The organism is Zavarzinia sp. (assembly GCF_049306435.1).
In the GTDB taxonomy this organism is placed as follows: Bacteria; Pseudomonadota; Alphaproteobacteria; order Zavarziniales; family Zavarziniaceae; genus Zavarzinia.
In genome coordinates this window covers 1-18,101 of sequence record NZ_JBAQRT010000106.1, presented here as the reverse complement: position 1 = coordinate 18,101, position 18,101 = coordinate 1, and the positions used below count along the sequence as shown (strand labels likewise).

Genomic DNA, 18,101 nt, shown 5'->3' with positions numbered 1-18,101 from the left:
GCCCTGCCCTGGGCCGCCCTCGGCTTCGCCGCGTGGGAAATCTTCAGGCTGTTCTGACGGCCTGCCGCCGCGCCGCCTCGATCGCGATGATCGCCCGGGCCGCCCGGGTCGAAGGTGCCGGCCCCCCCCGGCCCAGCGCCGTCATCACCCGGCGCATCGCCTCGACCTGACGATCGCGCGCCGTCTCGTCGGTCATCAACTCCCCGACCGCCGCCGACAGGTTCTCCGCCGAGCATTCGGCCTGCAGGAATTCGGGCACGATCGCGCGCCGCTCCATGATGTTGATCAGATTGGCGAAGCGCAGCTTCGACATCATGCGGAAGACCATGGCCGACAGCGGATTGGCCTTGTAGGCGATCACCATCGGCGTTTCCGTCAGCGCCAGTTCCAGCGCCACCGTGCCGGAAGCCGCCAGCGCCGCGCGGGCGATCGCCATGGCCGGCAGCTTGTCCGCCGCCGCCTCCAGAATATGGGGGGTGACCGGCCAATTGGCCGTCATCTCCCGCACCAGCCGGCTGACATTGGGCACCGTCGGCACCAGGACGGCCAGATCCGGCATTTTCGCGCGGAGGATTCCCAGCGCCTCGCCGAACACGGGGGCAAGGCGGCGCACCTCGCTCGACCGGCTGCCGGGCAGAACTACGAGCACCGGGCGCCCGTCGGCGATATCGAGTCGGGCGAGCAGCGCCTGCCCCGCCGCCTTCATGTCGGATGCCGCCGCCGCGCCTTCGACCACGGAATGGCCGACGAAGGTGGTGCCGAGGCCGTGAACCTCGAAATAGGGCGGCTCGAACGGAAACAGCACGAGCAGATGGGACAGGAAGCCCGCCACCATCTTCGCCCGGCGCGGCCGCCAGGCCCAGACCGTGGGCGCCACGTAATGGATATGGGTGATGCCTTGGCCCCGGATCTTCTTGCCGACGCGGAAGGAAAAGGCGGGAGCATCGACGGTGACGACGACATCGGGCCGGGTCTCGATGATGCGGGCCGCGACCTCGCGTACCCGGCGCAGGACATGCGCCGCCTTGGGCAGCACTTCCATGACGCCCAGCAGGGTAAGCTCGCCCATGGGAAACTGGCTGGTCAGGCCCTCGGCCGCCATCAAGGGACCACCGACGCCCGAAAACCGCAGGGCACCGCCATGCTCCCGCTTCAGGGCGGCCATCAGGCGGGCGCCCAGGGCATCGCCGGACGGCTCCCCGGCGATGATGAAGACATGCAAGGGGCTGACCCCCGGCAGATTGACCGGAGCCGTCACCGCACCACCCCCACGACGAAAAGACCAAGATCATCGGCCCGCGCGGCGACCGCCTCGCGGTCCATGACCAGGGTCGCCCCGGCAGCGGCCACGATACCGGCGAGACCGGCGGCGGCGGCGCCCTCGACGGTCGCGATGCCGATCACAGGCATGTCCACCCGCCTCTCCTGCTGGTGTTTCGGCAATTTGAGGAGAAGTCCGGCGCGCCGGTCCCAGCCCGCCCGCAATTCAGCCACCCTGGTCAGCATACGGTCCGTGCCCTCGGCCGCTTCGATGGCGAGGACATCGCCATCCGCGACAACGGCGCCCTGGCCGACATCGACACGCCCCAGAGCCTCGACCACCTCGATCGCCCGCTCGAGATCCGCGGCCAGTTCCGCCGGCAGCGCGATGCGGCCGAGCGGGCCGGCCGGCAGCAGGTGATCGTCCAGCACCTGATCGGCGCCGGTCACGCGGAAGCCTTCTTCCTCGAAGACGGCGACAAGGCATTTCAGCAGATTGTCGTCCCCCTTGCGCGCGGCGGAGACGACCCGGGGCAAAAGCCGCAGACCCTTCCAGTCGAGGCGCAGCGAGGCGAAATCCGGGCGGACGACATTGCCCGCCATCAGGACCTCGCCGCAGCCGGCCTCGCGCAGCAGCGACAGGATCTTGCCGACCTCGCCGATCGAAGCCCAGGCATCGGCGATGCCTTCATCCGGACGGGCCTCGGCCGAGCCGGTCAGGCCGACCACCGTGACCGGACGGCCCTGACGCCGACAGGCGGCGACGAGCCGGACCGGCAGGTCGCCGCCCCCGGCGACAATGCCGAGCCTGACGGCCCGGCCCGAGGGCTCAGGCGCCGCCACGATCGGCGCGCGGCAACACGAAGGAGCGCGCGGAATCGGCCTGCATGAAGGCGACGACATCCATGACCACATCGCTGTCGCCGAATTCCTCGGCGACATCGGCGAGGCGTTCCGCCAGCGTGCCTTCATCGGCGAACAGCAGGCGATAGGCCCGGCGCAACCCGTGGATCTGGTCGCGGCTGAAGCCGCGCCGTTTCAGGCCGATGATGTTGAGGCCCGCGAGGAACGCCCGATTGCCCATGACCGAGCCATAGGGAATGACATCCTGCTCGACGCCCGACATGCCGCCGATCATGGCATGGGCACCGATGCGGACATTCTGGTGAATGGCCGACAAGCCGCCGATATAGACGAAATCGCCCAGGGTGACATGACCGCCCAGCGTGCCATTGTTGGCCATCACGACATTGTTGCCGACATGGCAATCATGGCCGACGTGGCTGCTGACCATCAGAAGACAGTTGTTGCCGACCGAGGTCAGGCCGCCGCCGCCCACCGTGCCCGGATGGATCGTGGCGTGTTCGCGGATCATCGAATTTTCGCCGACGACGATGCGCGTGTCGTCACCGATCGGCTTCAGGGTCTGCGGCGGCGCGCCGATGACCGCGAAGGGGAAAACCTGGGTCCCGGCGCCGATGCGGGTATTGCCGGAGATGACGACATGGCTCTTCAGCTTGACGCCGTCGGCCAGTTCGGCCAGCGGCCCGACGACGCAGAACGGGCCGATCTCGACATCCTCGCCGATCTTCGCGGCGGGATCGACGATGGCACTGGCATGGATGATGGACAAGGCCGGCTCCTCAGCGGTCAAGGATCATGGCGGTGACCGTGGCTTCGGCGACGAGCGTGCCGTCGACCTTGGCGGTGCCGCGGAACTTCCAGACATTGGCGCGCTGGCGCACCTTCTGGACGTGAATACGCATCTGATCGCCGGGCTGAACCGGCTTCCGGAAGCGGCAGTCTTCGATCGACATGAAATAGACGAGGCGGCCTTCAGCCGCCGGCCCCAATCCCTGGATCACGGTGATCCCGGCGCATTGCGCCATGGCTTCGACGATCAGGACACCCGGCATGACCGGATATGACGGAAAATGGCCCTGGAAGAACGGCTCGTTGATCGTCACGTTCTTGATGCCCGTCGCGCTTTCCCCGCCGATCAGATCGACCACGCGATCGACCAGCAGCATGGGATAGCGATGCGGGATCATCTGCATGATCCGCGCGACGTCGACGGCCTGGAGTGTCACCCCGCTGGTCTCGCCGGCCTCAGACATTGTCATCCCCTTTGTGCTTTGCGATCCGCGACAGGGTTGCGAACTCGCGTAACCATTGCTTGATGGGCACGGCCGGCGTGCCGCCGACGGTAACGCCCGGCGGAACATCGCGCATGACACCGGCCTTGCCGGAAATCTGCGCCCCACTGCCGATGGTGAGGTGATCGGCGATACCGGCCCCGCCGCCGATGGCGACGAAATCCCCCACCGTGCACGAGCCGGAAATTCCCGACTGCGCGGCAAGGACGCAACCTCGTCCCATCTTCACGTTGTGACCGATCTGCACGAGATTGTCGATGATCGCGCCGTCGCCGACCACGGTGTCGCCATAGACGCCGCGGTCGACACAACTGTTGGCGCCGATCTCGACGTCGCAGCCGATGATCACGCCGCCGACCTGCGGAATACGCAGATGGCCAGCCGGCGGATTGGGCACGAAGCCGAAACCCGGCTCGCCGATACGAACACCGGCCAGCATGGTGCTGCGCGCGCCGATCACGGCATATCGCACCGAGACCAGGGGGCCGATATGCACGTCATCGCCCAGCACGACATTCTCGCCGATCACCGCGTTGGCGTCGACGATCACCCGGTGGCCGAGACGCGCGCCGGCACCAATCACAGCCCCCGGCCCGATCTCGCACCCGTCGCCCAGCTGGGCGTCGGCGCCAATACGGGCCGAAGGATCGATCCCGGCGCGGGCTTCCCGGCGCGGGTGGAACAATTGCGCGACACGGGCGTAAGCCACGGAGGGCTGCCGGCTGTAGAGCCGCGCGATGCCCCGGGGGGCCTTGCGTCCATGTTCCTCGCGCAGGATGACGGCGCCGGCATGGGTCGCCGCCAGGGCGGATTGATAGCGGACATGTCCGAGAAAGCTGACCTGGTCGGCCGCGGCGAATTCAAGCGGCGCGGTCCCGGATATCACCTGGCCGGGATCTGCATCCTCGGCCAGGGTTGCCCCGGCGATCTCCGCCAATGTCGCCAGGCTGAACGGCCCCCTCGCCATGAAAAAGCGGGCCTCGGCCATGGTCATTTCACAGGCGCGACATCGACCTTGATCGAAGGCAGCTTGGCGTCCAGCGCGGCCAGGACTTCCGTCGTGATCTCCAGCCTGGGGTCGAAATAGATGACTTCATTGGTGCCAAGCAGGACATTGGCGCCACGGGCGGTCATCAGATCGATGAAAATCGGCTGCAGCGCGTCCCGGACCTTGCCACCAGCGGCATCGACAGCTTCCGAAATGGCCTTGTTGCTGGCCTGGGCCCGGCGCTGCGCGTCGGCGACCTTGGTTTCGAATGCCTTCTGGCGCTTGTCCCGTTCGGCCTGGGACAGTTTCGGTGCGGCGTCGCGCAGCTTCTTTTCCTCGTCACGCAGGGCCTGCAGGTCCTTGTCGACGCTGGCCTGATATTTGGCCTGCACCGCCTGGATCTGGCGGCGCACGTCCTGAGATGCTTTGGACTGGGTCTGCAGCCGCTGATAATCAACGATCAGGGGCGCCGCCTGCGGGAAATCGGCGGCGGAAGCAGCCGGCACCAGCATCGCCGAAGCAAGACCGATGGCCAGGGTCAGACCCGCGAGAGCGGCTTTGATGGGGTTTTTCATGATCAGAATTTGGTCCCGAAGCTGAAACGGAAGACCTGCGTCTTGTCGTAGCTTTCCTTGAGCAGGGCATGGGCGAAGTCGACCCGGATCGGACCGAAGGGCGAATCCCACGAAATACCGGCACCGACCGACAGGCGCAGCGAAGAGTCGTCATCGACAGTCGTCGCGCTGGTGGTGTCCACCTCGAACAACGTGCCGAAATCGGTGAAGACGCTGGCGCGGATACCATATTCCTCGGGCAGGCCGACCGGGAAGCTGACTTCGGCCGTGCCGATCGCATAGATGTTGCCGCCAAGGGAGTCGGTGGTGGACGCGTCGCGCGGGCCGATACCGGCATCCTCGAAGCCACGGAAATTCTGCCCGCCGACATCGAAGCGGTCGTTCAGGTAGACATCCTGGCCAAGACCATGGATGTACCCGCCTTCGCCCGAAAGCGAGGCCACGACGCTGTCCGTGATCGGGTAGTAGAAATTGCCGCCCGCGGTCGAGCGGATATAGGTCACATCGCCGCCGAGGCCGGCGAAATCCTGCCCGACGAACAGGTAATAGCCATCGGTCGGCCGCTGCGGCCGGTCGCGCCGGTCATAGGACAGGACATAACCGACCATCGAGGTCAGGGTCTCGCCACGCGCGCCGGCTTCCTTGACCGAGGTCGAGGCGTATTCTCCGACGTTGGTGATATTGTCGAGGCGCAGGGTATAGCGCGTCGTCATGCGCAGATATTCGGACAGGCTGAAACCGGCGCGCAGGGCAAAGCCGCTGCGCTCCAGATCGTATTGCGCCTCGTCCTGATAATCCCGGTTGATGTTGAACACATCGATACCGGCGGCCACGTTCCGACCGAGGAAATAGGGCTCGGTGAAGCCGAAATCGAACTGAGTGCGCTTCTGCGACACGCTGGCCGAGATACGGATATCCTGGCCGCGGCCGAGCAGGTTGCGCTCGCGCACCGAGACTTCGCCGACGACACCTTCCGACGACGAGAAACCGGCGCCGACCTGCAATTCGCCGGTCGATTTTTCCTGCACGTCGACATTCATCACCGTGCGGTCGGGCGAGGAGCCCTGAACCTGCGTGACATCGACCTTTTCGAAGAAACCCAGGGCCTGCAGGCGCTGGCGCGACCGCTCCTTCTTCGCCGTGTTGAAGGCATCGCCTTCCGACAGGCGGAATTCGCGGCGGATCACTTCGTCGAGGGTACGGACGTTGCCGGTGATGTTGATCCGCTCGACATAGACCCGGGGCGCCTCGTTGATCTGGAAGGTGATCGAGACGGTCTGGGTCTCGCGGTCGCGCTTCAGCACCGGGCGAATGTCGACGAAAGCATAGCCGAGGTTGCCGGCGGCATCGGTCAGCTTGTCGATCGTCTTTTCGATCAGCTCGGCGTTATAGGTCTCGCCTTCCACCGCCAGCAGGCTGGGGCGCAATTCGTCGGGGACGAGATCGCGGATTCGGCTCTCGATATCCACCGGGCCGAATTTATAGATCGGGCCTTCGTCGACCGTGAAGGTGATGAAGAAGGCATCGCGCTCCGGCGTCAGGTCGGCGACCGAGGACAGCACGCGAAAATCGGCATAGCCGTTGATCAGATAGAATTTCCGCAGCAATTCCCGGTCGTAGGTCATGCGATCGGGATCGTAATTGTCTTCGGACGAGAAGAAGCGATACCAGCGCGATTCGCGCGTCGCGATTTCCTCGCGCAGGTCACCGTCCGTGAACGCCTTGTTGCCGATGAAGCTGATGCGCTCGACACCGGTGTTCGGGCCTTCCTTGATCTCGAACACGAGATCGACGCGGTTCTGCGGCAGCTGGACGATCTTGGGCTCGATCGTCGCGGCGAAGCGGCCGGCGCGGCGATACAGCTCCAGCATACGCTGGACGTCCGACTGAACCTTGGAGCGGGTGAAGATCGCTCGCGGCTTGACCTGCAATTCCTTGGTCAGCTGGTCTTCCGAGAGCTTGCTGTTCCCCTCGAGCACGACGCGGTTGATGATCGGGTTTTCCACCACGGTCACCACGAGGTCGTTGCCCTCGGCGCGGATCTGCACGTCACCGAACAGGCCGGTGGCATAGAGCGCCTTCAGCGATTCGTCGACCCGCAGGGGATCGAAGCGATCGCCCGCCCGGATGGTCATGTAGGAAGCGACGGTTTCCGGCTCGACACGCTGGTTCCCCTCGACCCGGACGGCCGAGACGATCGGTGCGGAAGATTCCGTACCAGCGCCGCCGACCTGGGCATGGGCGACAGGCGCCGCCGCAAGACCAACGGCCAGTGAAGCTGGCCCGACAAGCCGACGCGCAACGCGCAACATTGAGGACACCCCAAAACTCCCTCTGCCGCCGCCGATCAGGTGAAAAGCCGGCTGATGAAATCAACGACCCTAAGCTGGACGAGATCGTTCCAGGTCGCGAACACCATCAGCGTCAGCACCATGGCCAGACCGATGCGGAAACCGAATTCCTGAATCCGTTCGCCCAGCGGCCGTCCGCGCATGGCTTCAAACGCATAGAACAACAAGTGCCCGCCGTCCAGCATCGGTACTGGCAAAAGATTGAACAAACCAAGGTTTACCGAAAGCGCGGCGATCAACCAGATGAAATTCTCCAGTCCGGCCCGCGCCATCCGCCCCGACATGTCGGCGATTCGCAGGGGCCCGCCCAATTCCTCGGTGCCCCTGGTGCCGCCGATCATCTGGCCGACAGCGGTCACGGTGACATGGACGACCGTGCCCACCTCCCGCGTCGCGTACCAGGCCGAATCAAAAACGCCGCGTTCCTTGAACTCGACGCCGGCCGGCGCGACGCCCAGAAGACCGATCTTCTGCTTGCCGCCCTGGCCATCGTCGATCTCGGTCACCGTCGGGGTGACGTCGATGGACAGGACCTGGCCCGCGCGCTCGATGTCGACACGCACCGGCGTGCCCTGATTGAGGCGCATCAGCAGGCGCAGATCCTCAAAACTCTCGACCGAGCGGCCATCGACGGCCTTGAAGCGGTCGCCGGGCTGCAGGCCGGCCTTCTCGGCCGCGCTGCCGGGCGAGACCGCGTCGACGACGGGAGACGTGAAGGGTTGTCCCAGGGTGATGAACAGGCCGAAGAACAGCGCGATCGCCAGCAGGAAATTGGCGGCCGGGCCGGCCGCGGCGATCGCCGCGCGCTTGCCCACGCTCTGCCCCTGATAGCTCACGCGCTTTTCGGCCTCGGTCAGCTGAAGGCTACCGTCCGGCAGCGCCGAAGTCGCATCGGCATCGCCGAAAAAGCGGACATAGCCGCCAAGCGGCAGGATCGAGACGCGCCAGCGCGTGCCGCGCCGGTCGGTCCAGCCGAAGAGTTCGCGCCCGAAACCGATCGAGAACACCTCGATCTTCACGCCGCAGCGCCGCGCGACCCAGAAATGGCCGAACTCATGGACCGAAACCAGCACCGAGATGGCGATGACGAAGAAAATGATCGTGTGTAGCGACGAGCCGATGCCGCCGATGATATCGCCCAAGGACTGGTGCCTTTCCTCACGCGGGACCCGTGGGCCCCGCCTGCTTCCCGATTTTCATGACGCTCGCCGGATGAAGGCTTCCGCCCTCCCCCTTGCCGCCTCGTCGGCGGCCATGACCTCTTCCAGGCATCCGGCGCCGAAACTACCCGCGCAGTCGGCAACGACCTGTTCAACGACAGTCGCGATCTCAAGAAAGCCGATGCGCCTGTCCAGAAAAGCAGCCACCGCGACTTCATTGGCCGCGTTAAGAATTGTAGGCGCCGCCCCGCCGCATTTCAAGGCGTGGCGGGCAAGCCGAAGCGCCGGGAAGCGCTGCGGGTCCGGTGGCTCGAAGGTCAGGCGCGCGATGCTCGCGAGATCGAGCCGGGCCACCGGCGTTTCCATCCGGTCGGGCCAGGCCAGCGCGTAGGCGATCGGCACCCGCATGTCGGGCGAGCCGAGCTGCGCGAGCACCGAACCATCGACATATTCGACCAGGCTATGAATGACCGACTGGGGATGAACCAGGATGTCGATGCGGTCTTCCGGCATGGCGAAGAGGTGATGAGCCTCGATCAGCTCCAGCCCCTTGTTCATCATGGTCGCCGAATCGACCGAGATCTTGGCGCCCATCGACCAGTTGGGATGAGCGACCGCCTCGGCCGGGGTCGCCCGCGCCATGGCGTCGTGATCGACCGAGCGGAAGGGGCCGCCGGACGCGGTCAGGATCAGGCGGGAAATGCGCGCGCGCTGCGCCGTGTCGAAGACCTGGAAGATCGCGTTGTGTTCCGAATCGACAGGCAACAGGGTCGCGCCGCAGTCGGCCACCGCCCTCATGACGATATCGCCCGCGCAGACGAGGGATTCCTTGTTGGCCAGGGCGACGACCGCGCCCCGGCGCACCGCCGCCAGCGTGGGCGCGAGGCCGGCGGCCCCGACGATCGCCGCCATGACGATTTCGGACGGCATTTCCGCCGCCTCGATCACCGCCGCGTCCCCGGCCCCGACCCGGATGCCGAAGCCCGAGAGGGCTTCGCGCAGGACAGGCAGAGCGGCCGGATCGGCGCTGGCGACGAAGGCCGGGCGGAACTGCCGGGCCTGGGCGACCAGGACGTCGAGCCGTTTGTGGGCGACCAGCGCGGTCACCTCGAAATCGTCCGGGTTGCGGGCGACGAGATCGAGCGTGCTGGAGCCGACCGAACCGGTCGAGCCCAGCACGGTCAGACGACGCCGGTTGCCCCCTGCCCTCATCACAGCCACCCGAGACCGATCGCCACCGCCGCCACGGGCGCCGCGAACAGCAGGCCGTCCAGACGGTCGAGGAAGCCGCCATGGCCGGGAATGAGGTTGCTGGAGTCCTTGACCCCGAAATGTCTCTTCATCGCGCTCTCGCAAAGATCGCCGACCTGGCTCCAGCCGCCGACCACGCCGCTGACCAGGGCAAGGCCGAGGGGATGGGGCAATTCGACCCCGCTGGCCGTCACGCCACCGACCACGACGGCCGCGATCACCCCGCCGATCAGTCCCGCCCAGGTCTTCTTCGGGCTGATCCGGGGCGCCAGTTTCGGCCCGCCGATCGCGCGGCCGGCGGCATAGGCCCCGGTATCGGTCGCCCAGATCGTCGCCAGCAGCCAGTAAACCTGGGCGGTGCCCAGTGTCGCATCGAAACGCAGCCAGATCATGGCAAGACAAGGCAGGGCCACATAGGGAACGGCCATCGCCGGCCACAGGGCTCCGATCCCCCGCAGCCGGGCGAACAGGACGGCGGCCGGCACGCTGGAGCCGGTCAGCCACAGCGCCAGATCGAAGCGGCCGGCAACCCCCGCCGCCAGGGCGGCGAGGAAAAATCCGCCGTGCAGGGCGGCCAGTGCCCCCGATCCGTTCCCGGTGGTGATCCGGTCCCATTCATGGACGAGCAGCAGCCCGACGATGCCGACAAGGGCAAGAAACCAGACCCCGCCCAGATGGACCGCCGCCAGCCCGACCAGGGCGAGAATGACACCCGAGGTCAGCCGGACCCGCAGGTCGTTTCCCGGCGCGCCGCTGCCGCGATCGGCCTTGAGCGGTTCCGTCATTCCTTGTTCGCACCGAAACGGCGGTCGCGGGTCTGGTATTCCTTGAGGGCGGCGGCGAATTGCTCGCGCCCGAAATCGGGCCACAGCGTGTCGGTGAACACGAGTTCGGCATAGGCCGCCTGCCACAGCAGGAAATTCGACAGGCGCTGTTCCCCCGAGGTCCGGATGACGAGATCCGGATCCGGGATACCGGCGGTCTCGAGGCAGGCGGCGAAGCGGCTTTCGTCGATCTCCTCCGGTCGCAGGCGGCCGGCGGCCACCGCCTCGGCGAGGCGGCGGGCCGCCTGGACGATTTCGCCCTGCCCGCCATAGGAGACGGCCAGAATCAGGGTCAGCCGGCTGTTGGCGATGGTTCTCGCCTCGGCCTCGGCGATCAGCTGCCGGATATCATTCGGCAGGCGGCCACGATCCCCGATCACGCGAACGCGGACATCGTTGCGGTCGAGTTCGTCGAGTTCGCTGCGCAGGTAGATCCGCAGCAGCGACATCAGCCCGCCGACCTCTTCCTCCGGCCTCTTCCAGTTCTCGGACGAGAAGGCGTAGAGCGTCAGGTATCTGACGCCGAAATCCCAGGCCGCCTCGACGACGCGGCGCACGGCATCGGCGCCGCGCTTGTGGCCAGCGATGCGGGGCAGCAGACGTGCCTTGGCCCAGCGCCCGTTGCCGTCCATGATCACGGCGACATGGCGGGGCACCACGACCTGCTTAGCCTCAACCAGCTGGTTCATCGTCATTCCCTGGCCAGGGATCGCCATCCTCAGACCTGCAGGATTTCCTTTTCCTTCGACGTCAGCGAAGCGTCGATGGCGGCGATCGCCTTGTCTGTGAGGGACTGCACTTCGTCGGCATAGATCTTGTGATCGTCCTCGGAAATCTTGCCGTCCTTTTCCAGTTTTTTCAGCTGCTCCATGCCGTCGCGGCGCACGTTGCGCACGGCGACACGGGCCTGTTCGGTATATTTCGACGCCAGTTTCACCATTTCCTGACGGCGTTCCTGGTTCAGTTCGGGGATCGGAATGCGGATCAGCGTGCCGTCGACCACGGGATTGACGCCAAGGCCCGAATTGCGGATCGCCTTTTCCACCGCGCTGACCGAGCCGCGGTCCCAGACCGAGACGGACAGCATCCGGGGCTCGGGCACCGAGATCGAACCGACCTGGTTGATCGGCATGGACGCGCCATAAACCTCGACGGTGATCGGATCGAGCAGCGTGGGCGACGCCCGGCCGGTGCGAAGACCGGCGAATTCATGGCGAAGATTTTCGACGGCGCCGTTCATGCGCCTCTCGATCGAATCGAGATCGGGCTCGTCGGACAAGGTGTTACTCCCTTTCCCTGATGATGGTGGATTTGGCTTCGCCCCTGAGCACCGAGACCACGGGTTCCGACAGGTTGAACACCAGGATCGGGATGCGGTTCTCGCGCGCGAGCGCGATGGCCGAGGCATCCATGACCCGCAGGTCCATGCTCAGCACGTCGTGATAGGTCAGTTCGTCGAAGCGGACGGCATTGGGATCGCGCTTGGGATCGGCGGAATAGACGCCGTCGACCTGTGTGCCCTTCAGCATGGCGTCGCAGCCCATTTCGGCGGCGCGCAGGGTCGCCGCGGTATCCGTCGTGAAGAACGGATTGCCGGTGCCGGCGGCGAAGATGACGACGCGGCCCTTTTCCATGTGGCGGATCGCCCGCCGGCGGATATAGGGCTCGCACACCGACGTCATCGGAATGGCCGAGATGACCCGGGTCTGCAGGCCCTGCTTTTCCAGCGAATTCTGCAGCGCGAGGGCGTTCATCACCGTCGCCAGCATCCCCATGTAATCGGCGGTCGCCCGTTCCATGCCGCGCGCGGCGACGGACAGGCCGCGAAAGATGTTGCCGCCGCCTATGACGAGGCAGATCTCGATACCGAGGTCATAGACGCCCTTGATGTCGGCGGCGATGCGGTCGACCGTCGTCTGGTCGATGCCATAGGACTGGCCGCCCATCAGGGCCTCGCCCGAGACTTTGAGAAGGATGCGGCGGAAATTCGGGGTTGTCATGACAGGGAATATCCAGACGCGAGCGCAGGCCGCCCCGTGGCCAATATGCGGAGCCGGTCACGCGGTATAACATCGGACCGTCGCAGGGCCAACCGTGACCGCCGCTCCCGTCCCATTTTGCTTCAGGTCATGAAAAAGGCCCGGCGCCGCGAAAGCGCCGGGCCCTTCAGAGGCTGATCGGATCAGCGGCCGGCCTGGGCGGCCACTTCCGCGGCGAAGTCATTCGCCTGCTTCTCGATGCCTTCGCCGAGGGCGTAGCGCACGAAACCCGTGACCTTGATCGGGCTGCCGGCGTCCTTGGCGGCGGCCTCGACGGCCTTGCTCACCTTGGTCTCGCCGTCGATGATGAAGACCTGCTCCAGGAGCACGACTTCCTCATAGTACTTGCGGATACGGCCTTCGATCATCTTCTCGATGATGTTGTCCGGCTTGCCCGAAGCGCGGGCCTGCTCGGTCAGCACGTCACGCTCGCGCGCGACCAGCGACTGGTCGAGCGAGGCGACATCGAGCGAAGCCGGGCTGGTCGCCGCGATATGCATCGCGATCTGCTTGCCGAGGGCTTCCAGCTTCTCGGCCGGGGCCGCCGATTCGAGCGCGACCAGCACGCCGATCCGGCCAAGGCCCGGCGCGGTCGCCGAGTGGATGTAGGACGCGACCACGCCCTGCGGCACTTCGAGCACGGTGGCCCGGCGCAGGTTCATGTTCTCGCCGATCGTCGCGATCAGGTTGGTGAGCTCGTCCTTCACCGCCTTTTCCGAGCCGGGGTAACCGGCTTCGGCGACGGCGGCGATGTCCGAACCCGCGTCGATCGCGACCTTCGCCACATTGGCGACGAAGGACTGGAACGCCGGGTTGCGCGCGACGAAGTCCGTCTCGGAATTCACCTCGACGACGGCGGCCTTGGTGCCATTGGCGGCAACCGCGACCAGACCTTCCGCGGCGACGCGGTCGGCCTTCTTGGCGGCGGCCGACAGGCCCTTCTTGCGCAGCCAGTCGATCGCCTGCTCGATGTCGCCGCCGTTCTCGGCCAGCGCCTTCTTGCAGTCCATCATGCCGGCGCCGGTCTTGCCCCGCAGGTCCTTCACGAGGGCCGCTGAAACCTCAGCCATGGATCATACCTTTCTTCGGTTCTGCGATCAGGGACGGGACCCAGGCGTTACGCCTGGGTCGCCTCGCCCGAAGCGGCCTCGGCCGCCGATGCGGCGGCTTCGGCTTCCGCGGCCTGGAGGGCCGCTTCTTCCGCCTCGACGTCGACGAGATCCTCGATCCCGCCGATGTCGACACCGGCCGCGGTCAGCTCGGCCTGGATGCCGTCGAGCACGGAACGGGCGACCAGATCGCAATAGGTGGTGATGGCGCGCAGGGCGTCATCATTGCCCGGCACCGGATAGGTGATGCCGGCGGGATTGGAATTGGAGTCGACGATCGCAACGACCGGGATGCCCAGCTTGTTGGCTTCCTGGACGGCGATGTCTTCCTTGTTGGTGTCGATGATGAAGAGGATGTCCGGCAGGCCACCCATCTCCTTGATGCCGCCGAGCGCGCGTTCCAGCTTTTCCTTCTCGCGCTGCAGGTTCAGCTGTTCCTTCTTGGTGAGGCCGAGGGCCTCGCCCTGGAGCTGCTCATCGAGGGTCTTCAGGCGCTTGATCGACTGGGAGATGGTCTTCCAGTTGGTCAGCATGCCGCCGAGCCAGCGGTGGTTCACGTAATACTGGCCGCAACGCGCCGCCGCATCGGCGACCGGCTGCTGCGCGGTGCGCTTGGTGCCGACGAAGAGCACGCGGCCGCCACCGGCGACGACGTCGCGAATCGACTGCAGGGCGCGGTGCAGCATCGGCACCGTCTGGCCCAGATCGATGATATGGACATTGTTGCGGACGCCGAACAGGAACGGCGCCATGCGCGGGTTCCAGCGGTGGGTCTGGTGGCCGAAGTGAACGCCGGCTTCAAGCAGCTGGCGCATGGTGAACGAAGGAACGGACATCGTATGTACCTTTTCCGGTTGAGCCTCCGCAGGGTGTCGTTCGGAAATCCGAACACCGGAGCGACGGCGGAACCTCTCCGCAGCCGCGACCCCACGTGTGGAATGGCGCGGCTATTACCCCCGAATGGCGGCAAAAGCAAGGTTCATGTGGGAATCCGCGGATTGTAAACAAGGGGACAGTCGCGATCCCGGCTCTTTGTCATGATACTCGGAATCAGAATGGGGAGAGAGACATGGCCTTGCGAATCGTCGTCCTGGGGGCCGGATTGATCGGCGGCTATGTCGGTGGCCGGCTGGCGGCGGCGGCGGGCGATGTCACTTTCGTCGGCCGGCCCCGCCTCATCGACGTGCTGCGCGACAAGGGTCTGACCCTGACCGATCTGGACGGCGCCCGCTTCACCCTGGCGCCGGAGACCCTGTCGCTGGCGACCGAGCCCGCCGCCCTCGCCGCCGCCGACCTCATCCTGCTCGCGGTGAAAAGCACCGGCACCGAGGGCGCGGCGGCCGAGATCGCCGCCCATGCGCGGCCCGGCATCCCCGTGGTCAGCCTGCAGAATGGCGTCTCCAATCCCGAGCGGCTGCGCGCCCTGCTGCCCGGGCGGCCGGTGATCGCCGGCATGGTGCCCTTCAACGTGGCCGAGCCGGCGCCCGGCCATGTCCACCAGGGCACGAGCGGCCATATCGCGATCGAGGACCGGGCGGAGATCGCGCCCCTCGTCCCGCTCTTCGCCGCCGCCGGCCTGCCCCTCGACCTTCACGCCGACATGCTGCCAGTCGCCTGGGCCAAGCTGCTGATCAATCTGAACAACGCCATCAACGCCCTGTCGGGCCTGCCCCTCGCCGCCCAGATCGCCGACCGCGACTACCGGCGCGGCTTCGCCCTGTGCCAGCGCGAGGCGCTGGGCCTCATGAAGATCGCGGGCATCGCGCCGGCGCGGCTGGGCCCCCTGCCCCCGTCCCGGATGCCTCTCATTCTGTCCCTGCCGAACTGGCTGTTCCGCCGCCTGAGCCAGCGCGGCGGCACCCCGAAGATCGACCGCCACGCCCGCTCCTCCATGGCCGACGATCTCCTCGCCGGGCGCAAGACCGAGGTCGATTACATCAATGGCGAAGTGGTGGCCCTCGCCACCCGCCTCGGGCGGCGGGCGCCCGTGAACGCGCGGGTGATCGGACTCATTCGCGAACGGGAGGCCGGCGGCCCGGCGATACAGGGCGCGGCGTTGCTGGCGGCCTTGCGCGGGGCGGCCTGACCCACCTCTCCCCCCGCCCTCTCCGCCCTTCAGGGGGGAGCGGGCCGGGGTGAGGTGGGCGGCCAAAAACAAAGGGCGCCCCGGTTGCCCGGGACGCCCTTCATTCAAAATCCCGAAGGATCAGGCGGCGGCCGAATCGGTCGCTTCCTCGTCCGGGTCCTTCTGCAGCTCTTCGAGCGAGACTTCACGCTCGGTCTTCTGCGCGATCTCGATCATCAGGTCGACGACCTTGTCTTCATAGATCGGCGCGCGCAGCTGGGCCTGAGCCTGTTCGTTCTTGCGGAAGAAGTCGATGACCTCCCGCTCCTGGCCAGGCCAGCGGCGGGCCTCGTCCATGATCGCCCGGTTCACTTCCTCGGGCTTCACCTGGACGTTGTTGCGGCGGCCGACCTCGGCCAGCAGCAGGCCGAGGCGGACACGGCGTTCCGCGATCGGGCGATATTCGGCGACGAGCTCCGCCTTCTTCTCGTCCGACGGCGCTTCGCCATCCTCGGAGAGCTGACGGGTGATCTGCTCGATCTCGATGCCGACCAGGCTCTCGGGCACGGCGAAATCATGGAGATTGGCCAGGGCGTCGAGCAGGTCGCGCTTCAGGCGCTGGCGGCTCAGGGCGCCGTGCTGGCGCTCGATCTGCTCGCGCATCGCCTTCTTCAGCGCTTCGAGGTCTTCAAGACCGAAGCCCTTGGCGAATTCGTCGTCGATCACCACTTCGGCGGCGATCTTCACTTCCTTCACCTCGACGTCGAAGACGGCGTCCTTGCCGGCGAGTTCCTTGGCGCCGTAGTCGGCCGGGAAGGTCACGTTCACCTTCACGATGTCGCCCGCCTTGGCGCCGAGGAGCTGTTCCTCGAAACCGGGGATGAAGCGGCCCGAGCCGAGCTCGAGGTCGACACCATCGGCGGAGCCGCCCTCGAACACTTCACCGTCGACACGGCCGACGAAATTGATCGTCAGCTGGTCGCCGTGCTTGGCGGTACGGCCTTCCTCGGCGACGAAGTTCTTACGCTGGTCGGCGAAGCCCTTCATCATGGTCTCGACCTCGTCGTCGGAGACGGGAGCGACCAGCTTCTCGAGGGTGATGTCCTTGACTTCGGCGGGCTCGAATTCCGGCAGGACTTCGAGCGCGATCTTGAATTCCAGATCTTCGCCCTTGCCGGCCTTGGTCACTTCGACCTTGGGCTCGGTCGCCGGGCGCAGGTTGCGCTCGGTCAGGGTCGACTGGATCGACTGATTGACCTTTTCCTGCAGCACTTCGCCGAGGGCCGCGTCGCCATGGGTCTTGGCGACCAGGCTCATCGGCACCTTGCCCGGACGGAAGCCCGGCATGCGGATCTTGGTCGAGAGGTCCTGCAGCTTGGCCTTCACTTCGGCGTCGATGGCAGCCGCACCGATGCTGATCAGAAATTCGCGCTTCAGGCCGTCGGAGGCGGTCTCGGTTACGTTCATCGCTCTTTCTTCCGGGATCTCTCTGGTGCGGGCGGAGGGACTTGAACCCCCACGACTTGCGCCACCAGAACCTAAATCTGGCGTGTCTACCAATTCCACCACGCCCGCATTGGAACACCGCCGCGCCGGCACGCCCGTCGCGACCCATGGTGGATGCGGGATTTAGCCCGCCTGCCCCCTGCCCCGCAAGTGATTTTCAGCGATTTGCAGGGCAATCGGCAGTCGCTCGACCAGATCCTCGGCGATCAGGCCGCGCCCGAAGCCTTCCGCCGCCGCGCCATGCAGCCAGACCGCCGCCGCCGCCGCCTCGAACGCCGGCATGTGCTGGGCCAGCAACCCGCCGATCATCCCGGCGAGGACATCGCCCGTGCCGGCGGTCGCCAGGGTGGGCGGCGCATTGTCGTTGATGGCGACGCGCCCATCGGGCGAAGCGACGCAGCAATCGGCGCCTTTCAGGACGACGGTCGCCCCGCTTTCCCTTGCCGCCGCCGCCGCCCGTTCGGCCCGGGACGGCAGGCCGGCCAGATGAGGGAACAGACGGGCGAATTCGCCGTCATGGGGGGTGAGCACGAGGTCCGCGCCCCGCGCCCGCCACAGGATCTCGGCCCGGCCCGCCGCCGAGGTCAGGGCATCGGCATCGAAGACGCAGGCACAGCCGGCCGCCAGCGCCATGCGGCAATGCTCGAAGGTGACATCTCCGATGCCGGCGGCGGGGCCGATCACCGCCGCGTTGCGCCGCCGGTCGGACAGGAACAGGGCAAGGCCGGCCGGCCCGTCGATCTCGGCGACCATGACCGCCGTCTGATGGGCGGCGATGACCCGGGCCGCCTCGGCGTCGCCCAGGGTGGTGACGAGG

The 18,101-nt window shown here is 66.5% G+C and carries 18 protein-coding genes and 1 tRNA gene; 1 reads left to right on the top strand and 18 read right to left on the bottom strand.

Translation table 11 applies throughout. The features are described 5' to 3' along the window. Nucleotides 1-43: 43 nt before the first annotated feature. From lpxB to rpsB, 15 genes are all read right to left on the bottom strand, one after another. A complete protein-coding gene (gene lpxB, locus WAZ62_RS05750) occupies nucleotides 44-1,258 on the bottom strand; it encodes a lipid-A-disaccharide synthase (RefSeq protein WP_422642557.1) in 1,215 nt (404 codons plus the stop codon). After that, entirely contained in the window at nucleotides 1,255-2,103 is an 849-nt protein-coding gene (locus tag WAZ62_RS05745) for an LpxI family protein (RefSeq protein ID WP_422642556.1), read from the bottom strand. Before WAZ62_RS05745 ends, lpxB begins: the two co-directional genes overlap by 4 nt. Beyond that, the gene (lpxA, locus tag WAZ62_RS05740; protein ID WP_422642555.1) at nucleotides 2,090-2,893 is read right to left on the bottom strand and encodes an acyl-ACP--UDP-N-acetylglucosamine O-acyltransferase; all 804 of its coding nucleotides are present in this window, start codon (nucleotides 2,891-2,893) and stop codon (nucleotides 2,090-2,092) included. The genes WAZ62_RS05745 and lpxA overlap by 14 nt, the downstream gene beginning before the upstream one ends. A 10-nt stretch (nucleotides 2,894-2,903) precedes the next feature. Further along, nucleotides 2,904-3,377, bottom strand: a complete 474-nt coding sequence (gene fabZ / locus WAZ62_RS05735) for a 3-hydroxyacyl-ACP dehydratase FabZ (protein WP_422642554.1) — start codon at nucleotides 3,375-3,377, stop codon at nucleotides 2,904-2,906. Further along, nucleotides 3,370-4,404 carry a UDP-3-O-(3-hydroxymyristoyl)glucosamine N-acyltransferase gene (gene lpxD, locus WAZ62_RS05730; protein WP_422642553.1) on the bottom strand — a complete coding sequence of 345 codons (1,035 nt, stop codon included), beginning with the start codon at nucleotides 4,402-4,404 and terminating at the stop codon, nucleotides 3,370-3,372. Before lpxD ends, fabZ begins: the two co-directional genes overlap by 8 nt. 2 nt (nucleotides 4,405-4,406) lie before the next feature. Continuing rightward, complete coding sequence (locus WAZ62_RS05725; RefSeq protein ID WP_422642552.1) at nucleotides 4,407-4,979, bottom strand: OmpH family outer membrane protein; 573 nt, start codon at nucleotides 4,977-4,979, stop codon at nucleotides 4,407-4,409. A gap of 2 nt (nucleotides 4,980-4,981) precedes the next feature. Further along, nucleotides 4,982-7,291, bottom strand: a complete 2,310-nt coding sequence (gene bamA, locus WAZ62_RS05720) for an outer membrane protein assembly factor BamA (RefSeq protein WP_422642551.1) — start codon at nucleotides 7,289-7,291, stop codon at nucleotides 4,982-4,984. Nucleotides 7,292-7,326: 35 nt separating this feature from the next. Next, the gene (gene rseP, locus WAZ62_RS05715; RefSeq protein WP_422642550.1) at nucleotides 7,327-8,472 is read right to left on the bottom strand and encodes an RIP metalloprotease RseP; all 1,146 of its coding nucleotides are present in this window, start codon (nucleotides 8,470-8,472) and stop codon (nucleotides 7,327-7,329) included. A gap of 54 nt (nucleotides 8,473-8,526) precedes the next feature. Further along, nucleotides 8,527-9,702, bottom strand: a complete 1,176-nt coding sequence (locus WAZ62_RS05710; RefSeq protein ID WP_422642549.1) for a 1-deoxy-D-xylulose-5-phosphate reductoisomerase — start codon at nucleotides 9,700-9,702, stop codon at nucleotides 8,527-8,529. Further along, nucleotides 9,702-10,526 (bottom strand): phosphatidate cytidylyltransferase, encoded by an 825-nt coding sequence (locus WAZ62_RS05705; RefSeq protein WP_422642548.1) that lies wholly within the window; start codon nucleotides 10,524-10,526, stop codon nucleotides 9,702-9,704. Before WAZ62_RS05705 ends, WAZ62_RS05710 begins: the two co-directional genes overlap by 1 nt. After that, the gene (locus WAZ62_RS05700; protein WP_422642547.1) at nucleotides 10,523-11,254 is read right to left on the bottom strand and encodes an isoprenyl transferase; all 732 of its coding nucleotides are present in this window, start codon (nucleotides 11,252-11,254) and stop codon (nucleotides 10,523-10,525) included. The genes WAZ62_RS05705 and WAZ62_RS05700 overlap by 4 nt, the downstream gene beginning before the upstream one ends. A gap of 29 nt (nucleotides 11,255-11,283) precedes the next feature. After that, a complete protein-coding gene (gene frr / locus WAZ62_RS05695; protein WP_422642558.1) occupies nucleotides 11,284-11,805 on the bottom strand; it encodes a ribosome recycling factor in 522 nt (173 codons plus the stop codon). A 43-nt stretch (nucleotides 11,806-11,848) separates the two neighbouring features. After that, nucleotides 11,849-12,565: a UMP kinase gene (gene pyrH / locus WAZ62_RS05690; protein ID WP_422642546.1), complete on the bottom strand. Its 717-nt coding sequence runs from the start codon at nucleotides 12,563-12,565 to the stop codon at nucleotides 11,849-11,851. A gap of 182 nt (nucleotides 12,566-12,747) precedes the next feature. Next, nucleotides 12,748-13,674 carry a translation elongation factor Ts gene (tsf, locus tag WAZ62_RS05685; RefSeq protein WP_422642545.1) on the bottom strand — a complete coding sequence of 309 codons (927 nt, stop codon included), beginning with the start codon at nucleotides 13,672-13,674 and terminating at the stop codon, nucleotides 12,748-12,750. 47 nt (nucleotides 13,675-13,721) lie between these two features. Continuing rightward, complete coding sequence (gene rpsB, locus WAZ62_RS05680; protein WP_422642544.1) at nucleotides 13,722-14,549, bottom strand: 30S ribosomal protein S2; 828 nt, start codon at nucleotides 14,547-14,549, stop codon at nucleotides 13,722-13,724. Nucleotides 14,550-14,782: 233 nt separating this feature from the next. On the opposite strand from rpsB, the gene WAZ62_RS05675 reads away from it, so the two are divergent. Next, complete coding sequence (locus WAZ62_RS05675; protein ID WP_422642543.1) at nucleotides 14,783-15,799, top strand: 2-dehydropantoate 2-reductase; 1,017 nt, start codon at nucleotides 14,783-14,785, stop codon at nucleotides 15,797-15,799. A gap of 120 nt (nucleotides 15,800-15,919) precedes the next feature. Here WAZ62_RS05675 and tig read toward each other — a convergent pair whose 3' ends face one another. From tig to WAZ62_RS05660, 3 genes are all read right to left on the bottom strand, one after another. Further along, a complete protein-coding gene (tig, locus tag WAZ62_RS05670) occupies nucleotides 15,920-17,245 on the bottom strand; it encodes a trigger factor (protein ID WP_422642542.1) in 1,326 nt (441 codons plus the stop codon). Nucleotides 17,246-17,268: 23 nt separating this feature from the next. Next, nucleotides 17,269-17,353 (bottom strand) — tRNA-Leu (locus WAZ62_RS05665). Nucleotides 17,354-17,407: 54 nt separating this feature from the next. Further along, nucleotides 17,408-18,101, bottom strand: a 694-nt coding sequence (locus WAZ62_RS05660; RefSeq protein ID WP_422642541.1) for an ADP-dependent NAD(P)H-hydrate dehydratase, incomplete at its 5' end; no start/stop codon positions are given.